The 23,946-nt window shown below is 71.5% G+C and carries 14 protein-coding genes; 5 read left to right on the top strand and 9 right to left on the bottom strand.

The features are described from left to right. Positions 1-3 precede the first annotated feature (3 nt). Positions 4-1,500 (top strand): putative metal-binding motif-containing protein, encoded by a 1,497-nt coding sequence (locus D7V77_RS19655; RefSeq protein WP_147452104.1) that lies wholly within the window; start codon positions 4-6, stop codon positions 1,498-1,500. Between the two features lie 48 nt (positions 1,501-1,548). Here the strand turns inward: D7V77_RS19655 and D7V77_RS19650 are convergent, their stop codons facing one another. Further along, positions 1,549-1,839 carry a hypothetical protein gene (locus D7V77_RS19650; protein ID WP_120577824.1) on the bottom strand — a complete coding sequence of 97 codons (291 nt, stop codon included), beginning with the start codon at positions 1,837-1,839 and terminating at the stop codon, positions 1,549-1,551. A 147-nt stretch (positions 1,840-1,986) separates the two neighbouring features. On the opposite strand from D7V77_RS19650, the gene D7V77_RS19645 reads away from it, so the two are divergent. Both D7V77_RS19645 and D7V77_RS19640 read left to right on the top strand, forming a co-directional pair. Then, on the top strand, positions 1,987-3,027 hold the full coding sequence (locus D7V77_RS19645; RefSeq protein ID WP_120577823.1) for a hypothetical protein: 1,041 nt from the start codon (positions 1,987-1,989) through the stop codon (positions 3,025-3,027). A 10-nt stretch (positions 3,028-3,037) separates the two neighbouring features. After that, on the top strand, positions 3,038-3,556 hold the full coding sequence (locus D7V77_RS19640) for a GNAT family N-acetyltransferase (protein WP_120577822.1): 519 nt from the start codon (positions 3,038-3,040) through the stop codon (positions 3,554-3,556). Between the two features lie 9 nt (positions 3,557-3,565). On the opposite strand, the gene D7V77_RS45735 is transcribed toward D7V77_RS19640, so the two are convergent. Then, on the bottom strand, positions 3,566-7,495 hold the full coding sequence (locus D7V77_RS45735) for a bifunctional serine/threonine-protein kinase/formylglycine-generating enzyme family protein (RefSeq protein WP_120577821.1): 3,930 nt from the start codon (positions 7,493-7,495) through the stop codon (positions 3,566-3,568). A 128-nt stretch (positions 7,496-7,623) separates the two neighbouring features. Here D7V77_RS45735 and D7V77_RS19630 point away from each other — a divergent pair, with 128 nt between their 5' ends. Further along, positions 7,624-8,556, top strand: coding sequence for a sigma-70 family RNA polymerase sigma factor (locus tag D7V77_RS19630; protein WP_120577820.1), 933 nt, complete (start codon positions 7,624-7,626; stop codon positions 8,554-8,556). 1 nt (position 8,557) lies between these two features. Here D7V77_RS19630 and D7V77_RS19625 read toward each other — a convergent pair whose 3' ends face one another. From D7V77_RS19625 to D7V77_RS19610, 4 genes are all read right to left on the bottom strand, one after another. After that, positions 8,558-9,658, bottom strand: a complete 1,101-nt coding sequence (locus D7V77_RS19625) for an ADYC domain-containing protein (RefSeq protein ID WP_120577819.1) — start codon at positions 9,656-9,658, stop codon at positions 8,558-8,560. A gap of 66 nt (positions 9,659-9,724) precedes the next feature. Then, positions 9,725-14,692, bottom strand: coding sequence for a hypothetical protein (locus D7V77_RS19620; RefSeq protein ID WP_233597112.1), 4,968 nt, complete (start codon positions 14,690-14,692; stop codon positions 9,725-9,727). Positions 14,693-14,876: 184 nt separating this feature from the next. Further along, positions 14,877-16,061, bottom strand: coding sequence for a hypothetical protein (locus D7V77_RS19615; protein ID WP_217279153.1), 1,185 nt, complete (start codon positions 16,059-16,061; stop codon positions 14,877-14,879). Positions 16,062-16,354: 293 nt separating this feature from the next. Further along, complete coding sequence (locus D7V77_RS19610) at positions 16,355-17,335, bottom strand: ChaN family lipoprotein (RefSeq protein ID WP_120577816.1); 981 nt, start codon at positions 17,333-17,335, stop codon at positions 16,355-16,357. Positions 17,336-17,697: 362 nt separating this feature from the next. Here D7V77_RS19610 and D7V77_RS45730 point away from each other — a divergent pair, with 362 nt between their 5' ends. Then, entirely contained in the window at positions 17,698-20,676 is a 2,979-nt protein-coding gene (locus D7V77_RS45730) for an ATP-binding protein (protein WP_199733810.1), read from the top strand. Between the two features lie 7 nt (positions 20,677-20,683). Here the strand turns inward: D7V77_RS45730 and D7V77_RS19600 are convergent, their stop codons facing one another. From D7V77_RS19600 to D7V77_RS19590, 3 genes are all read right to left on the bottom strand, one after another. Continuing rightward, positions 20,684-21,115, bottom strand: a complete 432-nt coding sequence (locus D7V77_RS19600; RefSeq protein ID WP_147452103.1) for a hypothetical protein — start codon at positions 21,113-21,115, stop codon at positions 20,684-20,686. Positions 21,116-21,309: 194 nt separating this feature from the next. Next, the gene (locus D7V77_RS19595) at positions 21,310-21,810 is read right to left on the bottom strand and encodes a hypothetical protein (protein ID WP_120577814.1); all 501 of its coding nucleotides are present in this window, start codon (positions 21,808-21,810) and stop codon (positions 21,310-21,312) included. Positions 21,811-21,896: 86 nt separating this feature from the next. Continuing rightward, positions 21,897-23,924: a YgiQ family radical SAM protein gene (locus D7V77_RS19590; RefSeq protein WP_120577813.1), complete on the bottom strand. Its 2,028-nt coding sequence runs from the start codon at positions 23,922-23,924 to the stop codon at positions 21,897-21,899. Positions 23,925-23,946 lie beyond the last annotated feature (22 nt).

The following is a 23,946-nucleotide window of genomic DNA, read 5'->3' as shown; positions in this document are numbered from 1 at the left end:
ACCATGCATTCGCGAATGATGTCGTTGGGACCCGTGTCGTTGGTGATGGCCCTGCTGCTCGCGGGCTGTGATTCGTCCACGGCGCCACCGGATGCCGGCACGGAAGTGGATGCTGGCGTCACCGTCGACGCAGGCGTCACGGACGACGCGGGCACGCCGGACAGCGGCGTGGCGGAAGCCCTGCCCTGTGAGAAGACCCATGGCGTGTGCGCGGGGGCGAAGCGGGCGATGGTGGACGGCGCCTATGAGCCCGTGTGCACGGCGCGCTCCTACGGCGCGGACTACGAGGCGGCGGAGACGCGCTGCGACGGTCTGGACAACGACTGTGACGGCGTGACGGATCCGGCCACCTGGGCGGAGGTCGCTCCCCTGGGGACGCCCCCGACCGGAGGCCTCGTGGACAGCCTGCCCGTGGCAGGGGGCTCCCTCGTGGTGTCCGTGGCGGGACAGGACACGGTCCAGGTTCGCCGTCTCGATGAATCCCTGGCGCTGCAGGCCACGACGCAGGTGCCCGTGGCGCCCGGCGTTGATCCGGTCACGTCGGTCCGCCTGGTTCGGACCTCGCGCGGACCGGCGCTTGTCTATGTGGGCCGGTACCTGAGCCCGTCCGCCGTCTCGCAAGGACGCCTCGTTCAGCTCGACGAGCAGGGCAATCCCGCCGGCCCCCTGGGAGGCGTCGTCATTCTCGAATACCCCCAGTTCCCGGTCCACGCGGGGGTGGCCACGTCCCTGGACGGGCAGCGGCTCGCGGTGGTGTGGAACGTGGTGACGGAGGATTACAGGGAGACGCAGGGGCTGGTCGTGGATGCGGACGGAAAGCGGTTGAGCGGACCCTGGATCCTCTTCAGGACACAGGAACACGTCCTTCTCTCCACTCCGGCCGCGCTGGCGCTCGGGGATGGAGGGTTCCTGGTGATGGTGGTGGAGGACCACGGTCCGGAATCCCAGTCACGCATCCGGCTCTGGCATTACAACTCGGAGCTGGCGGCCATGAGCGGGGAGCGAGCGCTCGACGTGGGGAATTCGCCCACGGCCACGTTGCTGAGCCCGGCTCCGGGGGCAGGCGGAACCCCTGGTGAGCCACTGCTGCTCTATCGTGAGACGTCGGCCCGTCCTCATCAGCTCAAGCAGGTCCGGTCCCTCTTCACCGGAGGCGTTCCGGCAACGCTCGCCACCGCGAGCGAGGGAGACACGCCGTGGTTCGGTGCCACCATGACTTCACGCGGGCTCCAGATGGCCTGGCTCGCCGTGCACTCTGTGTCGCCTGAGAAGACGGACGATTCTCTCTTCAACTGGGAAGGCCGGTTCTGGGCCCTGGGACCGAACGGCATCGCGGCGGACTGGAGCCCGGGACCTGGCCCCATGCCCCTGCACCGCTTCTCGCAATGGGTGCTGATGCAGGAACTCCCCGGACACTGGATGGGGGCGCTCCTGATGACCGCCACCAACACGCCGGCAGAAACCCATACCCTCCAGTCCGTGCGTTACTGCGCGCCCTGACCCTGGCGGTCCGCGGCGCGCTGGGGTGTGGAAGCCCGCGGAGGGCGGCTATTCGCGGCGGAGGCCGACGTCGTCCTCGGCGTCGGGCTCGGGCGGCTCCAGGCGGGCCTGCCGCTCACTGGCCTCCTGGGAGGCCTCGGCGTCACCTGCGTGCACGCGGGCCGCGGCCTCATCGTCCTGGTCGCCGGTCCACGTGGTGTGGCCTCCCGCGTAGCCCTCCAGGGGACGGGCGCCGCGATGCGACTCCACCGCCAGGTCCTTCTGCTCCTGTTCACGCAGCCGCTCGCGCTCCTGCTCGCGTTCGTGCTCGTGCTGCTTCTCGAGAATCTTGTCCGCCATCGCGAATCACCTCCTGCCTCCAAGATGGAGGCGGCCCGCGCGAGACGGCAGGGGGAGGCAGGCGTTCGTGCACGGCCGCATGCCTGGCGTGCGGTCGGTTACGCTCCAGCAGCCCGTGTGAGCCGGGCATCTGAAGGAGCGCGGCGCATGAACGCGGGAGTCTCCATCGTCGCCGACGACACCCGGAGCTGGGGACTGGAGACCCCTGGCCCGGGTCTGCTGCTGCACGTCCCCGCCACGGGCCGCTGGGCACGGCGGCCCGCCGTGCACCTGGAGGCGGCTCCCGACTACCGCATCCGGTTGCGCGGCGCGGGACAAACGTTGCTCTGGGCCCGCATCGATTCCTACTGGGACCGCGCGGCGTTCCTCCGGGGAACGGCCCCTGTTCCCCAGGTCCTGCCGGCCCTGTCCGCGCCCGAGGTCCGGGCCGTGGAGGCCTCGCCAGGCACCGGGCCCTGGTGGGAGGCCTGGGCGTGGCGGGTGGCGCGTGCGCTCGTGGAGTCCCCACTGTCGGTGCTCCACGCCGGATCCTGGTGTCTGCGCCCCGTGCGCGCCATCGCCGCGGAGAAGTCGGAGCGGCATCCTGTCTCCCCCATGGAATGGGGCTTCGGTCAGCCGCCGATGCCGCCGCACTCGCTGTCCGCCGTGACGCGGTTCCTCCACGCCTGGAATGAGGACTGGTGGGACGCGCGGACCGAACACACGCCGGGTGTCGTGCTCGGACTGCGCGCGCTCTCTTCGCCCGAGGATGGACGCGTGAAGAGCTGGCGCAAGCGCGCGCGGGACGGGACGTTGCCGCCCGTGCTGCTGCTCTACGTGGACATCCTGGCGAAGTGGCTGGTGCTGGATGGCCATGACCGGCTGCACGCGGCGCTGCTCGAAGGCGTGGAACCTCCGCTGCTGGGGCTGTGGCCCTTCGTCACCCCGCGGAATACCGCGAGCACTGTCCGCGAAGAGGGCGCCCTGTTCAGCGCGGAGTTCCAGCTGCGCGCGGGCGCGACGCCGGAGACCGTCGACCGCGTCAACCGCATGCTGCTGCTCAACTTCATCCCTGACCCCAGGGGAACCGTCTCGCGCGCCTGGCCGCTCCCGGGCGGGCGGGCTGCCTGGCGCGAGGAGGTCTCCGCCCGGCGCCGAGGTGCGCCGTCCCCGCTTCCGGACGACATCGACTGGGATGGGTTCACGTAAGCTGTCCGGCATGTTTCAACACTTCGAACGCACGACCACCGACCGGCTGTTGCTCCGCGCTGTTCGCGAAAACGACCTGGACGCGGTCTTCGCCCTCCACTCGGATCCGACGACGAACCGGTTCAGCCGCCGCGGCTACATGCAGACGCTGGACGACGCGCGGCGGATCATGGGCATCTGGCTGGAGGACTGGGCGCGCGATGGCGTGGGGTACTGGCTGGTGGAGCGGCTCGAAGCGCCCGGCGTCGTCGTGGGCCTGAGCGGCCTGCGCTACAAGGAGCTGGAGGGCCAGCGCGTGCTCAACCTGGCCTACCGCTTCACGCCCGAGACCTGGGGCTCCGGGTACGCCACGGAGGTGTCCCGCGTCGCGCTGGCGCTGGCGGCCCGTCACCTGCCGCGGGTCCCCCTGGTGGCCATCATCCACCCGGAGAACACCGCGTCCCTCCGCGTGGCGGAGCGGCTGGGGATGCGCCTGGACCGCCATGTCACCGAGGACGGCATCCAGAACCGCGTGTATGTGATTGGCTGAGCAGCTCTTTCAGCGCGGATCGAACGAAGCACAGACGCGCACGCCGATGCGGACGTCCCGCGCGGTCGCGTCACCGGGGGACAGGTCGGCGCTCGCCGCGACGAACGAGTCGTAATACCAGGAGCCTCCCCGGAGCACGACGCTGCCGAACTCGGGCGTCACGGAGCGCGTGAGCTCGTAGGCGTTGCCCGCCATGTCCCGCAGGCCGAACGGGCTCACCGACGCGGGATGCGTTCCCACCGCGTCCGGCCCGAAGGCCAACGGCCGCCGGTCATACGTCGCGTCGATGTTGGCGTCGTCGGGCTGGAGCTGGTCGCCGTGCGGATAGCGGCGGCCGTCCGCTCCCCGGGCCGCGTACTCCCATTCATGCTGGCCGCACAGGCGCGCTCCCGGCAGCCGCTTCGTCCGGTGGAGCCAGTAGAAGTAGCCCTCCAGGTCCTGCGCGGAGACGCCGGACAGCGGCAGTTGCTTCCAGTCGACGCTCGCGTGCCGCGTGCGCTCCGCGTAGAGCAGGGGCTCGCCTTCCTTCGCGGTGCGGAACTCCTCGCGGGTGCGGTGGAAGGTGAAGACCCAGCCCGTGCCCTGCCGCCACCGCAGCGTGATGGTGCCCCCGTCGCCGAAGTGCGGCTGTTCGAGGATTCGCCTCGCGGGCGCGTCCGGCGGCAGGTCTTCCAGGTAGGTCAGCCAGTCTCCGAACGTCACCTCGTCGCGGCCCACCAGATAGCCGCCGGTGAGGCAGTAGCGATGCATGGGCGGGCTGAAGGTGAAGCGGCGCACCACCTCCGGCTCGGCGCTGCCCAGCAGGAAGCAGCCCGGCGGGATGTAGACGTAGCCTTCGGGCACCTGGGTGGGGAGCGTGAGGCGCAACGCTTCACGCTCGCCGTGCGTGAGGAACACCGGGACGTCCATGGGCACCCGTCCCGGCTGCGTGACGTGGAGCAGGTAGGAACCTTCCGGGAGGACGAAGCGCGAGCCTCCGGTGCCCGGAACGGCTTCGCGGCGGAACGGCCCGTCGCGCCGGAGGACGCGCGTGATGGACACGCGGGCCCCCGGTGGAGTGCTTTCGAACGTCAGCTCCGCGGGCTCGCGGAACCGCCGCAGGGAGGCCTCGCCCTCCTTCGCTGAGTCCACCTCCTGCTCCAGGCGCTGGAGCCACGCGTCGCGCTCGTGGCGCTGGTGGAACGCTTCCGCGAGGAGGACGCGCTCGGCCAGGACCTGCGCGATGAGCCGGCGCGTGTCGAGATGGTGGCGGTCGCGGTCCAGGCCTCGCTCCAGGCTCCGGCTGGCGCGGGTGAAGGCGGCCTCCGCCTGGTCGCGCAGGGCGAGCGTCTCCGTCCAGCGCTTCTCCGCGGCGCTGCGCAGGCCCGTGGCATCCGTCGCGGTCTCCGGGCCCAGCGAGGAGGGGGGCCGGCCGTCGAACATGGCCAGCGACTCCACGCGGTTCGCGAGCGCCCTCGCGGCGAGGGTGCGGCCCGAGGCCAGCGCTTCCTTCGCGGTGCCCAGCTCCGCGGCGATGAAGCGCGAGTCCTCCAGGTACGCCTGGAGCCGGAGGCCGACGTAGGACGCGAGGACGGCGAGCGCGAGCACGAGCGCGGTGATGCCCCGTCCCCAGCGCGCGCGGCGCACGGCCCGGTGGGATGCCCGGAGGAAGGCCTGCTCCCGGGCGCCCAGGGTGACGGGCTCCAGCACCCGCACCTCATCCAACTGGCGCTGACCCCAGAGGGCCTCGCTGGAGCGGCGCAGGCGGTCCCACTCCGCGCTGGCCGCCTCCACGCGCTTGCGCAGCACGCGGTGCCCGATGTCGTCGTCCAGCCAGTCGCGCAGCGTGCCCCAGCTCGCGATGAGCGACTCGTGGGCAATCTCCCAGCGCGGCAGGTCGCTCACCGTGCGCGTGTGCAACAGCCGGCCTTCGACGAGCACACGCAGCGCCGCGCGGGAGATGTCATCCGAGGCGTCCGCGAGGTCCTCCGCGCTGCGCTCGATGCGCGTGCCCTCCGCCGTCACCAGTTGGAGCAACAGCCGCCTCGCCGCCGCATGCTCCGCGGAGCTCATGCGCGCGAGCACGCCGTCCGCATGCCGGGACAGCGCTCCGGCCACGCCGCCCATCGCCTCCAGCGCCGAGCGCGTGATGCGGCCCCGGGCGGCGTCGCGGCGCTCCCACAGCTCGGCGAGCGCGAACTGGAGCAGCGGGAGGCTGCCCACGCCATGCGCCGTGGAGTCGACGAGCGTCCGCACCAGCTCTGGCGACTCGAAGGCCACGCCCCGCGCACGGGCCGGGCCGATGATGGCCTCGCGCACGCCCTCCGGCGACAGGGGCCGGAGGATGTAGAGCGCCCGCTCCGCCTCTTCCCCCAGGCCCGGGAGCGCGCACAGGCGCGTGAGGAAGTCGCCCCGCACCGCCAGCAGCACGTGCACTCCGGGCGACGGCAGTGCCAGCTCTCCCAGGAGTCGGGCGAAGTGCGCCGCCTGGCCGGGGTCGGCGAGGGTGAGCAGCTCCTCCAACTGGTCGACGAAGAGCAGCAGCCCCCGCCCGCGTCCATGCGTCTCGCGCAGCGCCTGTCCCAGCCAGGCCGGCGTGTCCGTGAGGGCGGTGACGAGCTCCGCCTCCCTTCGCCCCAACACCGGCGCGAGCGCCGCCGCCAGCGCTTCGAGCGGGCGGTGGCCGGGCCACAGCGTGACGACGTGCGGCTCGCGCCCGTCGCCCAGGTCTCCGGCCGCCACCCGGGGCAGCACGCCCGCGCGGCACAGCGAGGACTTGCCCGTCCCGGAGTCGCCAGCGACGAGCACCAGCGGCCGCGTGCGCAGGCGCTCCAGCACGGCGCGGATGTCGCCCTCGCGTCCGAAGAAGAGCGCCCGGTGCTCGGCCGCGAACGGCGCGAGCCCTCGATAGGGATTGCCGGCCGCCAGCGGCGCGGGCGCGATGGAGCGCTCCAACTGCTCCAGGGATTCGCTCAGCGCCTCCGCCGAACCGAAGCGCTCCAGCGGATCCACCGCGAGACAGCGCTGGATGAGGGCGGCGAAGTCGGGGTCCACCTCCGTGCCCAGCGCGGCGCGGGTCGGGGTGTCCTCGGGCCTTCGCGAGGCGCGGCGGGGCACCTGACCCGTGCACAGCTCATGGAGGATGAGGCCCAGCGCATACAGGTCGCTGCGGGCGGACGCCGGGCCTCCCGTGAGCACCTCCGGCGCCAGGTAGGGCAGGGTGCCCACGAGCAGCGGCGAGCCCGAGGCCAGCTCCGCGCCCACCTCGACGCGCTCGGCGAGGCCGAAGTCGAGCAGCTTCACCTCGCCTTCGCGCGTGACGAGCGCGTTGGAGGGCTTGAGGTCGCGGTGCAGGACGCCCTGGCGGTGCGCCGCAGCCAACCCCCGCGCCAGGCCCACGCCCAGGGACAGCACCCGGCGCCACGGCACCGGCAGGGGCAGCTCCGCGAGCGTCTCGCCGACGACGTACTCGGAGACGATGTACGGATGGCCGTCCACCGCGCCCACGCTGAACACGCTGACGATGTTCGTGTGTTGCAGCCGCGCGAGCGCCCGGGCCTCCGTGGTGAACAGGTCGCGGAAGCGTTCATCCGGCTGCGTCGCCGCCATGAACTTCACCGCCACGCGCCGGTCCAGTGACGTGTCGTGCGCCAGGTAGACGATGCCCATCCCGCCCCGGCCCAGCGGGCGCTCCAGGCGGAACGCATCGAACGACGGCGGCGGTGTCCAGGGCTCCGGCTCCGGCGGCGGCAGCCGGTCCGTCTCCCTCTCGTCCGAGGGCTCCAGGTCCTCCACGGACGAGCGCTGGATGCCGGGCGTGAGCGTGGCCAGCATGCTCCGGCACTCGTTGCACCCCGCGGCGTGGCGGTGCACCTGCGCCAGCGCTTCGTCCGTCAGCTGATCCTCCAGGAGCTGGACCAGGATGTCGTCGGTCAGACAGCTGGAAGGGGGCGCGTTCACGGAGTGGGGACCTTCACGCTAGCCACGTGGCGCGCGGGGTTCAATGACACACGCGGACACGACATCCCGCACCGTGCGGGAGACGCGCGTGGGGGGCGGGTCGGGGCGCGGCATGGTATGGCGTTGCCATGTCCCAGGTGTCCGCACTGGCCACGACCTTCCTCTCGCACACGAAGACGCGCTTCGTGGCCCCCTCGCCGGAAGCGCTCGCGGAACTCGACGCCCTGCTGACGCACGCCTGGGAGGACGCGCAGGCCCGCTGGCCCGGCATTCCGCTGCCCGCCGAGCGCTTCGTGACCCATGTCGCGGAGCGGCTCCCTCCGGCCAGCCCCACCGCGCCCGTCGCGCCGCTCGTCTCCGCCCTGTCCCTGCCGGAGCTGTACCTGGCGTGCGCGTGCCTCCAGGGCCACTCCGTGGCGCTGGAGGCCTTCGAACGCCACTACCTGGCCCGGCTGCCGGAGCGGCTGCGGAGCCTCCGCCAACCCGACTCGATGATCGACGAGGTCCGCCAGCGCGTGGGCGTGAAGCTCCTGGTGGCCAACGCGGGCCACGCGCCCGCCATCGCGGACTACACGGGGCGTGGCGGCCTCTTGAGCTGGGTGGTCGTCATCGCCAGCCGCATCACCAACAAGCTGCGTGGGCAGGAGAAGCCTTCCACGGGGGACGACGCGGAGGAGCTGTTCAAGGCGCTGCCCGCGCAGGGTCTGGATCCGGAGCTGGACGTGATGAAGCGCCGCCACCACGCGGCCTTCCGTCAGGCCGTGCGGGAAGCCGCTGCCACGCTGTCGGCCGAGGACCGCCATCTGCTCCGCCTCCACTTCGCCGACCGGCTCTCCACGTATGAAATGGCGCCGCTCTTTCGCGTCAACCAGTCCACCATCTCCCGCTGGCTGAAGCGGGTGCAGCAGCAGGTCTACACGGAGACCCGGCGCCGCCTGCAGGAACAGCTGGGCCTCTCCACGGAGGACTTCCAGAGCTTCATCGCCTTCGTGGACAGCCAGCTGGACCTGACCCTCAGCCAGCTCCTCGACGAGAAGCGCGAGCCCTCGTCGGAAGGCTGAGCTACTGCACGCGCGCGGGCTCCGCCTTCGGAGGGCCATAGGACAGGTTGCGCAGCAGCGTGGCCCCGGGCTTCACGTCGCCGCGGCGAACCGTGCACACCTCTCCCTCATCGCGTGCGTCCGCCGTGTCCGCCTGGAACCGGCCGGGGCACTCCTGGAGGATGACGTCCAGCGCGCGGCCGTCTCGGGTGCGGGAGAGGCAGGTGGCGCCGTCGGGAGCCCAGGCTGCTTCGAAGGACCCCTTCGCCGGGTCCCACTCCCTCGTGACTTCCGTCGCGCGCTCCAGCACGCCCATCCGGTCGTAGATGTCGATGGTGGTGTCCTGGCGCGTGTGGCTCCGGCCGTTGCCGCAGTAGTCCGCGCGGGCCAGCCGCGTGCACGCCTGGTGGAGGCCGGCCAGCGACTTCCCGTCCCGCGAGGCCCAGGGCGCGTAGCCCCAGAGGATGCACTTGGAGATGGCGCCGTTCTCACACGCGAAGGTGACCCGGTCCGCAGCCTCGGCGTGGGCGCCGCTCGCGTCCCACACGCCGCCCACCGCCAGCGCCCGAGGCGCGGGAGAGCGGTCCAGCGCGACGCAGGGGTTCTCCCATTCGCGCGCCACGGGGTTCCACGCTTCGATGCGGTAGAAGACGCGGGTGGGGTCGTCCGCCGCGGGCTCCGCGCCGCAGATGGCCACCTCCACGGGCTTGCCGTCGCTGGCGGTGCCCTGGAGCACGGTGCCCACCACGTCGCTCACCGTCGCCCGGGTCTCCGGTGGGGGGACCGCCCACAGCCGGCCATTTTCGAAGCGCAGGCCCGTCACCCCGTCCTCCGCCTGCCGGGGCGCGTCCAGCGCCACGGAGACGAGCACGCTGGTGCGCTCCTCTGTCTGCTTCTCCGGATCCCAGCCGCGCTTGGTTCCCCACAGCATCGTGCCCTGGGGCCGGGCGATGCGCTGGGCCGTCTGGGATTGGCACCGGCGCGCGTAACGCTCGGCGTCGGTCGGGCCGCTCACGGACCGGGCGGGCCCGGGCTTCGGGGCGGCAGCGGGCGGCGCGGCCTGTCCTTGCGCGGACAGGAGCAGGAACAGGCACACCGGCAGGGTTCGGAAGGGCGCGTTCATCGCTTCCGATGAGACCCCGGGTCATAAATCGATGCACGGAATCCGTCCGCCCCCCGCACGGGGCTGTCAGTCCCAGCCCCGCAGCTGGACACGCACGCGCCGCAGCAGCAGGTCCCACTCCTGGCGCTTCAATGTCGCCATCACGCGCCCGGTGACGATGGTGAGGCCCGTGAGCGTCATCACCAGGAAGCCGATGCGGTGGTCCCGCAAGCCCGCGTCGAGCAGGTTGGCCACCACGTCCAGGAGCAGGAACAGCGTCCCCAGCGCCAGGTAGGCGCGGATGCGCAGGGCCATGCCCACGGCCACCCCCAGAAGACAGACAGCGCCGAAGACAATCGCATACGTGCCATCCTCGGACTGGCCCATGCTGGCCGTCAGCTTCGCCGCCGCGGGCACATAGAGCAGCAGTCCGCCCAGGATGCGCACCGCGTTGCGAGCCGCGTGCGGGAGGCTGGACGTGAAGAGCTGTCCCATCATCAGGAGCAGCAGCCCGAGCGGTGCCAGGTAGATCTCCAGCCCCTCCAGCCCGAACGCGAGCGCGGCGATGAGCAGCGCCAGGTTGCAGGCCGCCGCGGCGAATGCACCGAACATCCGGCTGCGCTCCACCGCGCCCAGCGCCGCGTACAGCAGGCCGGAGCCTCCCGCGAACAGGGCCGCATCGCCCGTCGCGTCGCGGGGGAGGATGAGCGCCACCGCGATGGGTAGCAGTGCCGCGAACCGCCGCGTCGCCTGCTCCACGGGACGCACGCCCGCCCTGCGCGCCAGCACCGTCACGCCCACGAGGACGAAGCCCAGCGACAGCGCGAAGAGGGCGTCATGCTCGGGGCGGAGTCCCTGCGCGTACAGCCCACGCACCAGCGCGTAGACGCCCACCACCGCCATTTGCACGAAGTAGACATGGCGGCCCGTGTGCTCGCGCCACGCGGCGTGCAGGGACACGCCCACGGCCAACCCGATGGCCGCCAGCGCCACGGGCAGCACGTCCTCGGAGGCCTGGCCTCCCACGGCGACGGCCGCGAGCAGCGCCGCGCTCGCCATCAGCCACAGGTCGCGGCCCCAGCCCATGCCTCCCGCGACGTCGCTCCGGCGGCGGGACGTCACGCGTCGAGCGACGTGGAGGGCCAGCGCGCTCCCCGCGGCGGCCAGCGCCAGCGTGTCGCCGGCCTTGGTGAAGAGCTCCAGGTACGTCGGTCTCTCCGGGTCGGGGCTCCACGCGAGGAAGACCATCCCCATCGAGACGACGGCGCCTCCGACGACCATCGTCCCGAGCCCCGCGATGAACCCGGCGAGCGCCCCGCGCCACTGGAAGGCCGCCACGAGCAGCGCCGCCGACAGGAGCCCCAGCGTCAGGGGGAAGGCGAAGGACATCATCCATTGGCCCGCGAGCCCCGAGATCATCTCCAACACGAGGAGGGGCACCGCCATCGTCGATGAAGTGTGCCCTTCGACGGCCAGCGCATACACCGTGGCCGCGATGAAGTAGGGCATCACGGCCAGATGGGCACGCAGCCGCGTGCGGCCCCCGTCGTGGCCCCGCCGCTTCGCGATCCAGGGTGCGACGACCACCACCCCGAGCCCCAGCAGCGCCAGCGTGGGGCCCGGCCACGGTTCGAGGTGCGGCATCAGGTGGGCCAATGCATGGACGAGCAGCAGGAGCCCCAGGCCCACCACGCCGCGCCCACGTGCCCGCGCGCCGCCCACGAACAGCACTGCACCGGTAGCGAGGACGAGGTCCGCCGACAGCACGCCGGGCTGGAAGAAGGCCGCCACCGCCACGAGCACCACGGCGGTGAGCGTTTCCCGGCTCAGGGCATCGAGGAAGGGCCCCGACGTGTCATCGGTGCGCAGGGACAGCAGCCGCCGGAAGAACGCACGGGCCGCGTCCATCCGGGCCACCGCGACCGCGAACACCGCGTAGACGAGCCCGGCCGCGGCGATACCGGCGAACGCCTGCTGCCACAGGAGGAACTCGCTGCTGCCCGGAGGCATCCAGGCCGCAGGGTGCAGCCAGTCCAGTGACGGGCTGATGCTGTCCACCGCCGTGGCGCGGATCCACTGCCCGTCGGGAGGCAGCAGAGCCACCAGCGGACTTCCAAGCAGCGACAGTTGCGCGGCCCAGAGCGCGGCGCCGGGAATCCCCAGCAGGAGTCCCCAATGCGCCAGGACCCGCGAGCGGAACGAGGCCGCGAGCAGGACCGTGAGCAGCGCCGGCCCCAGCACCAGGAGCGGCGGCACCAGGCCCAGCGCGCGTGACGGAGCCGGCAGGCCCACGACGAGCGCGGACTTCAGGAGCAGCACGGCCAGCACGGCCACGCCCAGGTGCGGCACCGCGTGGTACAGCGGCCCGTGCTTGGGTCTCTCCAGACGCTGGGCCACCCACGGCCCCACGCGCCGCAAGCCCAGCGCCAGGAACCACAGCGCGATGCCGATGAGCGGCAGGCGCCACGCGCTCACGTCGGGCGGAAGCGGCCGGCCCGCGCGATTGACGGCCCCGGTGAGCGCGATGAATCCACCGCTCAGGGCGAGCGTCACCACCGAACCCCGCAGCTGGAACGCCACGAAGCCACGCGACACGAACGCCAGGAGCGCGCCCGCCGTGAGCAGCACGCCCGCGAGCAGGGCCACCGGACGCTCGGCGCTGTCGGGCAGGGCGATCCAGTTGACGAGCGTGATGACCGCGAGCACGGCCTGCACGAGCGCCGCGCCCGCGAAGCCATCCGTGAACAGCGGCCGTCCCCGCGCACCGAAAGGCAGCGGGAAGACGTCCAGCAGCCGCCGGCCCTTCACCGTGTCGAGACCCTGGCCGCGAAGCATCGCGAACAGCGCGAAGCCGAAGCCCAGGCCCGCCGCCACGAGCGCGGCCCGCGCCGAGGTGAAGTCGGAGACCGTGCCCAGTCCCTGCGACACCGTGAGCGCGAGCCCCATGGCCGCCAGGAAGCCGACGAGCCGGCTGCCATCGCGCCGGACGCGAAGCAGCAGCACCCCCGTGGCCACCGCCGAGGGCACGCAGGCAAGCACCGTCGAGAAGGGCACCGCGACACCCGAGAGCGCATCCGGCAACACGGGCGCGACCCCCAGCGCCCGAGCCACCCCGAGCGCGGCGATGACAAGAGACAGGTCCTCCAGGGGCCGGAACGCGTCCCGCAGACCCTGACGCTCCATCCACGCGGACTGCGCGAGCCCAGCCAGGCCATAGAGCACCGCCGCGAGCGCGAAGACGCCCAGGTCCGTCGCGCTGGACGCGAGCCACGGAGTCCCGTCCACGGCAGAGCGCGCCCCGAAGAGCAACGCGACACCGCCCAGGTAGTGGAGGCCCCGCCACCGCCACCGCCCCGCGAAGTGGGCCGCGAACGCGATGACCGCACCCGTGTACGCCTGGGGCCAGGGCGCGTTCGTCCCCTGCACCCACGCCAGCACGGAGAACGCGGGCATCGTCGCCAGCGAGGCGACGACACCCCACGCGAGCATCCGGTTGCGCACGACAGCGGAGAACGTCACGCGCGCCAGGAGAATCAACCCAGCCGCCACCGCCGCGACGCCGAAGCACCACCACGCCGGAGAATCCGGTGCCTGCACGCGCGCGACCAACGCCCCCGCGAGCAGCGCCGCCATGACGGCCGGATGCACCAGGGCCCGCCGGCGGAACTCCAACAAGAAGAAGACGAGCGCGGCCAGCACGGGCGCGCAGACGGATGCCGTATCCACCCAGGTGTCCTCGCCCGGGAAGACCGAGAAGGCGCCGAGCGCCCCCGCGAGCGCGCCGCTGGCGACCACCGCGTGCGCCAGCGTTTCGGACACCGGGGCCGCGCGGGGATGGGCCGCCCGGACGGCCTCCGAGGACGCTCCCGCCGCCACCACCGCGCCCAGCGCCACCGCCCACAGCACGAGCCCCGCGAACAGGGGCGCCCCCGGCTCCAGCGCATCGAACCCGGAGGGGCCGCTCGCCACGCAGAAGACCGCCAGCCAGAGCGCGCCGTACAGCGCGGCGCCCACCCCAGCGAACGAAGCCGTGCCCGCCCGTGCCCGCCACACCGAGGCCCCCAGCGCCACCACGCCCGCGCATGCGCACAGCGTACGCAGCCAGGGCGCGTCGCCCCAACCCATCAGCGGGAGCCCCGCCAGGAGCGACGGGAACAGCGCCACCGCGAAGGACGTGGCGGAAGCCCCGCGCCACAGCCGTCCCGCTGCCCGCAGCGGAAGGAGCGCGACGGCCGCGACACCGAACGCGGCGGGAACGCCCACCGCGGGCATCAGCGCCACCAGGGCCGACAGCGCGATGAACACCACCGGCAGCAGTGCGAGCCCGATGCCCGCGAGCACGCGCCCCGCGGACCGAGAGCGCCGCGCCAGGAACGCACCCAGCCCGATGAAGGCCGCGTGGTAGCCCAGCAGCGCGCCCGTAACGATGAGCTGCCGGGGCACTCCACCCAGCGCCCGCCACGCCTCGCGGACGCCCATGAGCGAGCCGCCCAGCACGAGCACCGCGCCGAGGAACCACCAGATGTACTCGTTGAGGCGGGGAGGGTTGTCGCCCTCGTCGAGCGCGATGACCGCCTCCAGCCCGCTGCCGCCCAGTGAGTCCAGGTGCCCCCGGCCGAACAACGCCTGACCCGACCCCAACGCCGAACCCATGTCCTCCTCGCTGGAGGACTCGCCGTCATCTTGCGTCACCACCCGCCGCCGCGCCGCCTGCTCCCGCTCCGCCCGCGCCGTCTCATCCAGCGAACTCGCGAGCGAGGCCAACCACCCCGGACGCCACCCGCCCGCGCGACGCAGCGAACCGGCCACGTCATCCGCCCAGGCCTCCACGCGCGCCGCGGAGTCGAGCGCCGGTTCCACCGGAACCGGAACCACCACGGCTTCGAGCGCGGGCACCTCCGGAACGCTCGCGACCGCCTCAGCAGGCACAGCGAGCGAGGCCTCCAGCCGGTCCGCCGTGGCTGGATCCACCAACCCGTCGAAGCGCCAGTGCTCGATGCGCCGTCGCATCCGCGCCAGCACGAAGTCATCCAGGTGCCGCCCGGCGGCGGGCACGAGGGCGGCACCGCACTCCGGGCACAGAGGCCCGGAGTCCGGCGCACGCGGTTCCGTACAGGCAAGACAGAGCATGTGCGTCAGCATACCGGACCGCCTCCACCCGGAGTGCCGTCCCTGGAGACACTGTCACTTCAGGGAGCCCGGCCATGGCCTCCACGGCCGGGCTCCCCCCACGCCGGGCCTACAGACCGTCGTGGTAGCACCAGCCGGTGGTGCGGTCGTAGCCGCCACCGGACAGCGGGTAGTTGATGAAGCCCAGCTCCTCGCCCGGACCGCACTCCGACCGGGCGCGGGTGTAGGGCTGGCACTTCGTCTGGCCGTTCAGGCTGACGCACGCGCCGCGCGCCCCTTCCGTGCCGCAGAACTCGGCATAGGTCTTGGTGCACGTCTCACCAATCAGGGCGGGGTCGAAGTCGAAGCCGAGGGGCTCCAGGACCGACTGCTCGATGCACGTGCCGTAGACGCCGCAGACCGTCCCCGTGGGGCAGCCGGGGACCGCCGCCATCGGGTCGCACGTCTTCAGGCACTGCCGGTCATCCGTGAACAGGTCGGAGCACGCGAAGCCCTGCGCGCAGTCCGTCGTCGCCGGGTGGTTGGCGTCCGCCGCGGGCGTGTGGGTGCAGGCCGCGCCCTGCGTGCCCGTGCCCTGCGACTTCTCCAGCGTGCCGTCATCCGCGAAGTAGTTGTCCGCCACGCAGGTGTGACCCGGCACGTTCGCCGTCCACGAGCCCTCGCGCGGGTCGCAGCCCATGGGACGCAGGGTGTTCCAGGTCGCGAAGCGGATCCACTTGCACTCGCCACCCGGGACCACCGCGCTGCCCTTGTAGGGCGCGCTGAGCGGCGCCGCGTTCACCGACTCGCGCAGTGTCACGTTGTAGAGCACGCCCACCGACTGCTGCGGCGACACCTTGAGCGCCAGCAGCAGGGCGCCGGTGTCCGCCACGAACAGCTTCTGGCCCGTCGTGCCCGCGTCCTGGTAGCCCCAGACGCACTGCTCGCAGGTGAAGGTGTTGGCGCCACCGGCCGCCAGGTCATGCACGCCCGTCGCCGTGTTCACGTCCAGCCGGACGAACGCCGTGTCCTTCAGCGCCGGGTCTCCCAGGCCGTTGAACGTGCCCTGATAGGTCGGCTGTCCGCCGTACATCACCGGCGTCAGCTGGACGCCGTTCGACAGCGCGCCCATGGTGATCTCGCTACACCCCGCGGGTGGGGTGAGCTCATGCGCCTGCGCTTCCAGGACCTTCGCCTGCTCTTCCTGGGCGGGGGCTTGCTCCTGCGGCTGAGGCTCCACGGCACAGCCCGTCAGCGCCAAAGAAAGCACCGCGCTCCAACGCCACGCACGAAACCCGAGGCTTCGAGTCGTCATTGTCATTCTCTTGGATGGTGGTTCAGGCTGTCAGGGGGGGGGACAGCCGATCCGGGGAGCCCGGATGCGCTATTGATTATGTGAGGGTGTCTTGAATTGACAGTTCAATTCGACATTGCGACGCGACTGTTGTTGTCGTGAAATCCGTTGCGTATGGGATGGGAACACCCTTCAGGAGTTTCACTCCTGGAGGGTCTCCGGTCTCGATGGGCACGAATGTGAAACGAATCAATTGCAGCGGCGGCATCGGGTGCCGCCATTTCACGTACCATCGGGGTCTGACACTCGCGGTGCTAGGGCTTCTTGTTGCGCTCCCGCAACGCCTTGCACGGGTCGTCCTCCGGCATGGCTGGCGTGAACCACACGTAGTCGTAGGGCAGGGTGGTGGCGCCAACGACAGCCGCGTAGTCCTGGGGGTTCAGCGCCTCCGGTGACACCTCCAGCAGCGCCACGCTCAGCACGGTGACGTCCTTCACGCGGCGCTCCAGGTGCGCGGGGACGCCCCGGTCGTTCCGGACGTGGCCGTTGCCGGTGATGAGGACCGCGCCGTCCGCGGGCACGGTCTCCAACAGCCGGTCCGCCATCATCGCGTCGCGCGCCCGCTGTGCCAGCGCCATGGGCTCCAGCATCTCCTGGGGAAGCTGTCCGCAGTGCGAGCGGTCCAACTCCTCACGCACTGCCTTCGCCTCCGCTTCGGGCACGGGCGCCTCCAGCCCCAGGCGCGAGCGCAGGTCGGAAGGAAGCGCCTCTGGCCCCTTCATCACCAGCTCCCGCACCTGTGCGCGGGGCAGGTTGGCGGCGACGATGGGCAGGTGCGCCTGGAGGCCCACGGCGAACACCGGCGCGTAGAGGCTGAAGGCGGGCCAGCCGCTGCGCTCCCAGCCCACCGCCTTCGCCAGTCCCTCCACGTCCTCCGGCCAGGCCTTCAGCGCCGCGTCCACGGCGGGCTGCTGCGTGACGTCCAGCATCTCGAAGGCGAGCGCGGGACGCTGGCCGGAGTCCGTCCTCGCGCGCACCAGCTCCGCCTGGAGCCGGTGGTGGTCCGGGTGGTCGTGCCGTTCGCCCAGGAGCACGAAGCGTGCGGGCACCACCGTCGCGCGCAGGGCGCTCTCGTCCACGAAGCGGCTTCCCGCCACGTCCCAGATGCGTCCCACCAGCGGGTGGTCCCGGTACAGCGTCGTGGCCCACTCCCGCGCGGGAGGAGGGGACGGCTGCTGCCTGCTGGCGCAGCCCAGGGACAGCGCGAGGACGAGGCCGAAGGGAATTCGCGTCATCCCGCCATCTCACCCAGACCGCGCGGGGATTGCCCGTCTGAAAACGGCGGGGCCCCTGCTCCCGGACACTGCGTCCGGGGAGCCCACCGGCGGCGGCCCGCCTGCCCCCATGGAGAAGGGGTGGGCAGGTTCGAGGCCCCTCGGCTGAGAGGCCCTGCCTGGTAGGCGACGGAAAGGGCCGTCTGGCGGACTCCGGCGTTGAAGTGGGGAGACCGGCTGGCTACGTCCACCTCAGGTCCCCTCGTCCACGCGTCCCGCAACTCCTCGAGCCTCCCCTGAGCCGTCCGACGAACGAACAGAGCGCGCCGCAGACGGCCGGAGCCGCAGGGGCCGCGCCGCGTCCCGAAGGATGGCTGGAGTCGTTGCGCGGCGGCAGCGTGATGGGCCAGCTCATCCTGGAGCGGGACTGGTCCGGGACGCCGCTGGGGCCCATCGCGTCATGGCCGCCGACACTGCGCACCCTGGTGAGCATGTGCCTGACGACGCGCTTCCCCATGTTCATCTACTGGGGGCCGGAGCGCGTGCAGCTCTACAACGACGCGGGCATTCCCATCATGGGCGCCAAGCATCCGGACCATGCACTGGGGCCGCTGCGCGAGGTCTTCCCGGAGCTGTGGCACCCGCTTGGCAGCATGTTCGACGAGCTGGAGCGCACCCGGCAGGCGAACTGGGCTGAGAGCCAGTCGCTGCCCATCCAACGGGGTGGTTTCGCCGAGGAGGCCTACTTCACCTGGTCCTACACCCCGGTGCTGGATGACGACGGCAAGGTGGTGGGCTTCTACACGCCGGCCCTGGAGACGACGGGGCAGGTCCTGGGGCAGCGGCGTTTGCGCACGCTGCACCTCCTCACCCAGCGCACAGGCGGCGCGAGCTCCGTGGAGGAGGCGTGCCGGGCCGGCCTGGACGCCCTGGGGGAGAACCCCGCCGACCTGCCCTTCACGTGGCTCTACGTCACGGACGCGGACGGGGCACGGGCCTCGCTCGTGGGCTCCACCGGCATGGGTGCCCGGAGCGCGGCGGTGCCCGCGCACTTCGACCTGCGCGCGCCGGAGGCTGGAGGGCCCGCGGGCGGGCTCCTGGCTCCGGTGGCGGGCACGCGCCAGGCCTGGCGGGTGGGCGACGTGAATGGGTGGCTTGGCGCACCGCTGCCGTCGGAGGTCGCGGAGCCGCCCCGGCCCGCCCTGGTGCTGCCGCTGCCGCACGCGGAAGGGGACCGGGACCTGGGCTTCCTGGTGGTGGGCCTGAGCCCCTTCCTGAACCCCGAGGGGGAGTACCGGGGCTTCCTCGAGCTGGTGGCGGGGTCGCTGGCCACGGCCGCCTCCAGTGCGCGTTCGCGGCAGGAGGCCGTGGAGCGGATGGAGCGGCTCGCGGCGCTGGACCGGGCCAAGACGGCCTTCTTCAGCAACGTGAGCCACGAGTTCCGCACGCCCCTGACGCTGATGCTCGGGCCCGTGGAGGACGCGCTGTCGGATCCGACGGAGCCGCTGGCCCCGCGTCTGGCGGAGCGGCTGTCCATGGTGCAGCGCAATGCCACCCGGCTGCTCAAGCTGGTCAACACGCTGCTCGACTTCACCCGAGCGGAGGCCGGACGCGTGCGCGCGGCCTTCCAGCCCACGGACCTGTCCGCCTTCACCGCGGAGCTGGTGAGCCAGTTCGAGTCCATCGCGAAGCGAGCCCAGCTCACCCTCACGCTCGACCTGCCGCCGCTGACAGAGCCCGTCTGGGTGGACCGCGAGATGTGGGAGAAGATTGTCTTCAACCTGCTCTCCAACGCGATGAAGTTCACGTTCGAGGGAGGCGTCCACGTCCGGCTGCACATTGAGGACGGCCAGGCGCGGCTGACGGTCCGGGACACCGGCAGCGGCATCCCGGAGGCGGAGCTGCCGCACATCTTCGAGCGCTTCCACCGCGTGGAGAACGCCCGTTCGCGCAGCCACGAGGGCAGCGGCATTGGCCTGAGCCTGGTGCAGGAGCTGACGAAGCTGCACGGAGGCACCGTGGACGTGACGAGCACACTGGGGCAGGGCACGACCTTCTGTGTCGCGGTGCCCCTGGGTAACAGTCACCTGCCGCGCGAGCAGCTCGTCCCCGAGGGAAGAGGTCCCGCGCACTCCGTCGAGCGGAGCGCGTCCGCCTACGTCGAGGAGATCCGCGGATGGCTGGCGCCGACGGGCCCGGAGGATGGGGCGCGAACTTCGGAAGGAGTGAGGGCCACTCCGCTGCTGCCACCCATGTCCGCGAGGGTGCTGGTGGTGGACGACAACGCGGACCTGCGCAAATACATCACGGGGCTTTTGGACGCGTCGGTGACGGTGGAGACAGCGGAGGACGGCTACGCCGCGCTCCAGGCCATCCGCGCGCGCCCGCCCGACCTGGTGTTGAGCGACGTGATGATGCCGCGCCTGGGCGGCTTCGGCCTGCTGCGCGAGCTGCGCGCGGATCCCCGGCTGCGGGCCATCCCCTTCGTCCTCTTGTCAGCGCGCGCGGGCGAGGAGGCTTCGGTGGAGGGCCTGGAGGCGGGCGCGGATGACTACCTGGTGAAGCCCTTCTCCGCGCGCGAGCTGGCGGCGCGGGTGCGCACGCAGCTGGAGATGGCGCGGGTGCGCAGGGAGGTGGCGGAGCTGTCGTCGCGCGAGGCGGTGTTGCAGGACGCGGTCCGAGCGCGGGACGAATTCCTGTCGGTGGTGAGCCACGAATTGAAGACGCCTCTGGCGGGCTTCCGGCTCCAGTTGGATCTCATCGAGCGGGGCCTGGGGCCGGACGCGCACGCCCGGTTGGGAGAGCGGCTCCTGTTCACGCGGAGGCAGGTGCACCGCCTGGCCACGGTGGTGGAGACGCTGCTCGATATGTCTTTGCTGTCCTCGGGGCCGGTGCACCTGAAGGTGGAAGACATGGACCTCGCCGCGTTGGTGACGGAGGAGGTGGCCCTGGCGCGGGAGGAGCTGTGCCGCGAGGGCTGCGAGGTGACCTTGCGGATCGCGGGTCCGGTGCGGGGCCGCTTCGACAGGGCGCGCCTGGAGCAGGTGGTGCAGGGCCTGCTGTCCAACGCGTTGAAGTACGGACCGGGCAAGCCGGTGGAGGTGCACGTGGAGCAGGTGGGCCCGAGCGCGCGCCTGACGGTGGTGGACCACGGCATGGGCGTGCGCCCCGAGGACCGGGAGCGCATCTGGCAGCGCTTCGAGCGCGCGGTGTCCGTGCGCAACTTCGGAGGCCTGGGCCTGGGCTTGTGGATCGCCCGCCAGGTGGTGGATGCCCACGGCGGCACCGTCGGCCTGTCCGAGACGCCAGGGGGCGGCGCCACCTTCACGGTGTCACTGCCCCTGGCGGGACCGCAGGCCTGACGGGTTGCTACTTCTTTTCGGGCGCGAACGAGTTGATCGTCAACCAGCCGGAACAGGCGACGAGCCTGCGAGGGCCGTACTCACCCGTACACGCACGAAAGGAGATTACAGGTTTGTTGGGATAGTTCCGCTCGCAAGACTTGGAGGTTCCCGCGCCATTGGGATTCCAGCACTGCGTATTGCTTCCCGTGTTGTGGTTGATGATGTCCGCCACGGCGGAGTGACCATCCGCCAAAGTGTCGTGGACCGTGAAGGTGTCGGTGGCGGGGGTGTAGGTCACGGTCACGCCAGAGACAAGATTGGTCTGCACCGCGCTCTGGGAGACATTGCCTTCCGACCCGGCCTGCGGCTCCTGGGTTTCGCCCTCCTCGGGCATCCCACCACAGCCGAACAACAATCCACCCACCACCAAGGCCAGCGCAGGAATCGAACGGGCCATCGGTTTCCCCTGAGTCTGTGAATGCGTGAGCGCATCCATAGATAGAAGGGATAGTTTTGTTTTACTGCTATGTCAAACTGGTCACGAATTCCTTCTTTAGGTATATATTTGTGGCGCCCTTGAGGCGACAAGGTCCGCACTCCCCGTGAGAGGGGAGGCGGGCCTTGGGTGTCAGGCATTGACGGTCCAGACGGCTACTTGGAATCCACCACCAGCACCATCCACCGGTCGGTGGCGTGGTCGATGCGCAGGTTGGCGGCACCGGCCTCCTGGAGCTGCTGCACGATGCGCTCCAGGAACTGGAGCTGCTCCGCGGACGCGTCCACGAACACGTTGCGCGCGCCCGGGCCCTTCGCCTTCGGCTTCTTCGCCGGCACCGCACCCGCGTGCAGCTCCGGCGTCGCCGCGGCCTTCAGCAGCGTCCCCGCGTCCTCCGCCGTCACCTCGGCCCGCTCGTCCTGCACTTCCACGTCCTGCTCCTCCTTGGGGGCGGCGACCGGAGCGGCGGGCTGCGAGGACAGCTCCTTCTTCGCCTGTTCGCGCAGCTCGTTGAAGGTGCGCAGGTTGATGGTCGCGCCGAAGCGGTCCTTGAAGCTCTCCAGGGCGTCCTGGCGGCTCAGGTCGGGCTGGTTGCGGAAGAGGTCGAGCAGGAACGCGTGACGCTCCTGCGACTGCTCCTGGGAAGTCCTGGGCATGGTGTCGGGCTCCGGCGGTGTGGCCGCTCGTAAAAGGCGGCGCACCTATACCCGAGCCTCCCCCCGGAACGAAAGTCAGGGGGCTCCTACCGCCCGCGCGGGCCCGGACGCGGCGTGCGGCCCCCACCCCGAGGCCCGGACGGACGTGGCTGCGCCGGCCGGGGCCACGCGTTCGTCGCCAGGCCCTCCCCGGCTTCCGCGTTCTCCGAGGCGCGCCGCAGGCGCGAGGCCTCCGCGGCGGACTCCGGCGGCACCAGCGCCTTGGGGCCCCGTCCAATCAGGTCCTCGCGCCCGGCCAGCTTCAGCGCCTCGCGCGCCAGCGGCCAGTGCTCCGGGTTCCAGTAGAGCAAGAGCGCCTTCTGCAGCCGCTTCTCGCGCAGGCCCTTGGCCGTGTACACGGGCTCCATCTTCAGCGGGTCCAGGCCCGTGTAATACATGGCCGTGGCCACCGACATGGGCGTGGGGATGAAGTCCTGCACCTGGCGGGGCCGCTTGCCCTTCTCCTTCAGCCACTGCGCCAGCATCACCATGTCCTCCAGCGTGGAGCCGGGGTGGCCGCTGATGAAGTAGGCGATGTCGTACTGCTCCTTGCCCGCGTCCTCGCTGGCGCACGCGAACATGTTCTGGAAGCGCTCGAAGCTCTCGATGCCGGGCTTCTTCATCTTCTCCAGCACGCGCGGCGACACGTGCTCCGGCGCCACGGACAGCTGGCCGCCCACGTGGTGCGCCGCCAGCTCCTTCACGTACTCCGGCGAGCGCTCCGCCAGGTCGTACCGCACGCCGCTCGCGATGAAGACGTGCTTGATGCCCGGCTCCTCGCGCACCTGCTTCATCAGCGAGATGAGCGGCCCGTGGTCCGTCTGGAGGTTCTCGCACACGCCCGGGTGCACGCAGGACAGCTTGCGGCAGCGGCTCTCGATGTCCTCGCTCTTGCACTTGAGCTTGTACATGTTCGCCGTGGGCCCACCCAGGTCGGTAATCGTCCCCCGGAAGTCCCCCATGCGCCGCACCTCGCGCACCTCGCGCAGCACGCTCTGCGCGGAGCGGCTCTGGATGACGCGCCCCTCGTGCTCCGTGATGGAGCAGAAGGTGCAGCCGCCAAAGCACCCGCGCATCAGCACCACCGAGTGCTTCACCGTCTCGTAGGCGGGGATGGGCTCCTTGTACATGGGGTGCGGCACGCGGTTGAGCTTCAGGTCATACAGCTCGTCCATGGCCACCGTGGCCGTGTCCCCGGGCTTCTGTCCGGCGCCGTCCTCCAGCGGCCGGGCGGGCGGGTTCATGTAGATGGCGCGGTTGCCGTGGCGCTGCGCGATGGCGCGCGCGTTGCCGGGGTTGGTCTCCATCTGGAAGTCCCGGCTCATCACCGCGAACGCGCGCGTGTCCGCCACCACCTCTTCGTACGACGGCAGCACCACCACCTTGTCGCGGTCCGCCGCGCGCTTCGCCGGGTCCGCCTCCAGGGCCTTCATCGCCGCGTCGTTGATGAGGTGCGCGGTGCCCCGGATGTCCTTCAGGTCCTCGATGCGCTCGCCCCGGTTGAGCCGGTCGGCGATCTCCCAGATGGGCCGCTCGCCCATGCCGAACACCAGCAGGTCCGCCTTGGCGTCGAAGAGAATGGAGCGGCGCACCTTCTCGCTCCAGTAGTCGAAGTGCGCGATGCGCCGCAGGCTGGCCTCGATGCCGCCCAGCACGACGGGCACGTCCGGGAAGGCCTCCCGGCAGCGCTGCGCGTAGACGATGGAGGCCCGGTCCGGCCGGCAGTTGGTGCGCCCGCCCGGGCTGTACTGGTCCTCCGAGCGGTTCTTCTTCTGGGCCGTCAGCCGGTTGAGCATCGAGTCCAGGTTGCCCGCCGCCACCCCGAAGAAGAGCCGGGGCGCCCCCAGCGCCTTGAAGGGCTCAGCCGAGTGCCAGTCCGGCTGGGGGATGATGCCCACCTTGAACCCCCGCCCCTCCAGGAAGCGCGCGATGAGCACCGGCCCGAAGGCCGGGTGGTCCACGTAGGCGTCGCCGCTCACGATGATGATGTCGCACTGCTCCCACCCCCGGGCCTGCATGTCGGCGCGGGTGACGGGGAGGAACGGGTGGGCGTAACGCGGAGTGATGGAGGCCATGGGCTTGGTTCCCCTCAACAGC

Origin of the sequence: Corallococcus sp. CA041A, assembly GCF_003612075.1 — a bacterium.
Classification (GTDB): Bacteria; Myxococcota; Myxococcia; order Myxococcales; family Myxococcaceae; genus Corallococcus; species Corallococcus exiguus.
Note: the sequence above shows the minus strand (reverse complement) of the source record. Positions and strands in the feature narration are given on the sequence as shown.

Bases quoted from the DNA above. Each gene is read 5' to 3' on its own strand.
- D7V77_RS19655 (WP_147452104.1), top strand. From the start codon at position 4: ATGCATTCGCGAATGATGTCGTTGGGACCCGTGTCGTTGGTGATGGCC.
- D7V77_RS19630 (WP_120577820.1), top strand. From the start codon at position 7,624: ATGTCCCAGGTGTCCGCACTGGCCACGACCTTCCTCTCGCACACGAAG.
- D7V77_RS19625 (WP_120577819.1), bottom strand. From the start codon at position 9,658: ATGAACGCGCCCTTCCGAACCCTGCCGGTGTGCCTGTTCCTGCTCCTG.
- D7V77_RS19610 (WP_120577816.1), bottom strand. From the start codon at position 17,335: ATGACGCGAATTCCCTTCGGCCTCGTCCTCGCGCTGTCCCTGGGCTGC.
- D7V77_RS19615 (WP_217279153.1), bottom strand. From the start codon at position 16,061: ATGACGACTCGAAGCCTCGGGTTTCGTGCGTGGCGTTGGAGCGCGGTG.
- D7V77_RS19645 (WP_120577823.1), top strand. From the start codon at position 1,987: ATGAACGCGGGAGTCTCCATCGTCGCCGACGACACCCGGAGCTGGGGA.
- D7V77_RS19590 (WP_120577813.1), bottom strand. From the start codon at position 23,924: ATGGCCTCCATCACTCCGCGTTACGCCCACCCGTTCCTCCCCGTCACC.
- D7V77_RS19640 (WP_120577822.1), top strand. From the start codon at position 3,038: ATGTTTCAACACTTCGAACGCACGACCACCGACCGGCTGTTGCTCCGC.
- D7V77_RS19600 (WP_147452103.1), bottom strand. From the start codon at position 21,115: ATGGCCCGTTCGATTCCTGCGCTGGCCTTGGTGGTGGGTGGATTGTTG.
- D7V77_RS19595 (WP_120577814.1), bottom strand. From the start codon at position 21,810: ATGCCCAGGACTTCCCAGGAGCAGTCGCAGGAGCGTCACGCGTTCCTG.
- D7V77_RS19650 (WP_120577824.1), bottom strand. From the start codon at position 1,839: ATGGCGGACAAGATTCTCGAGAAGCAGCACGAGCACGAACGCGAGCAG.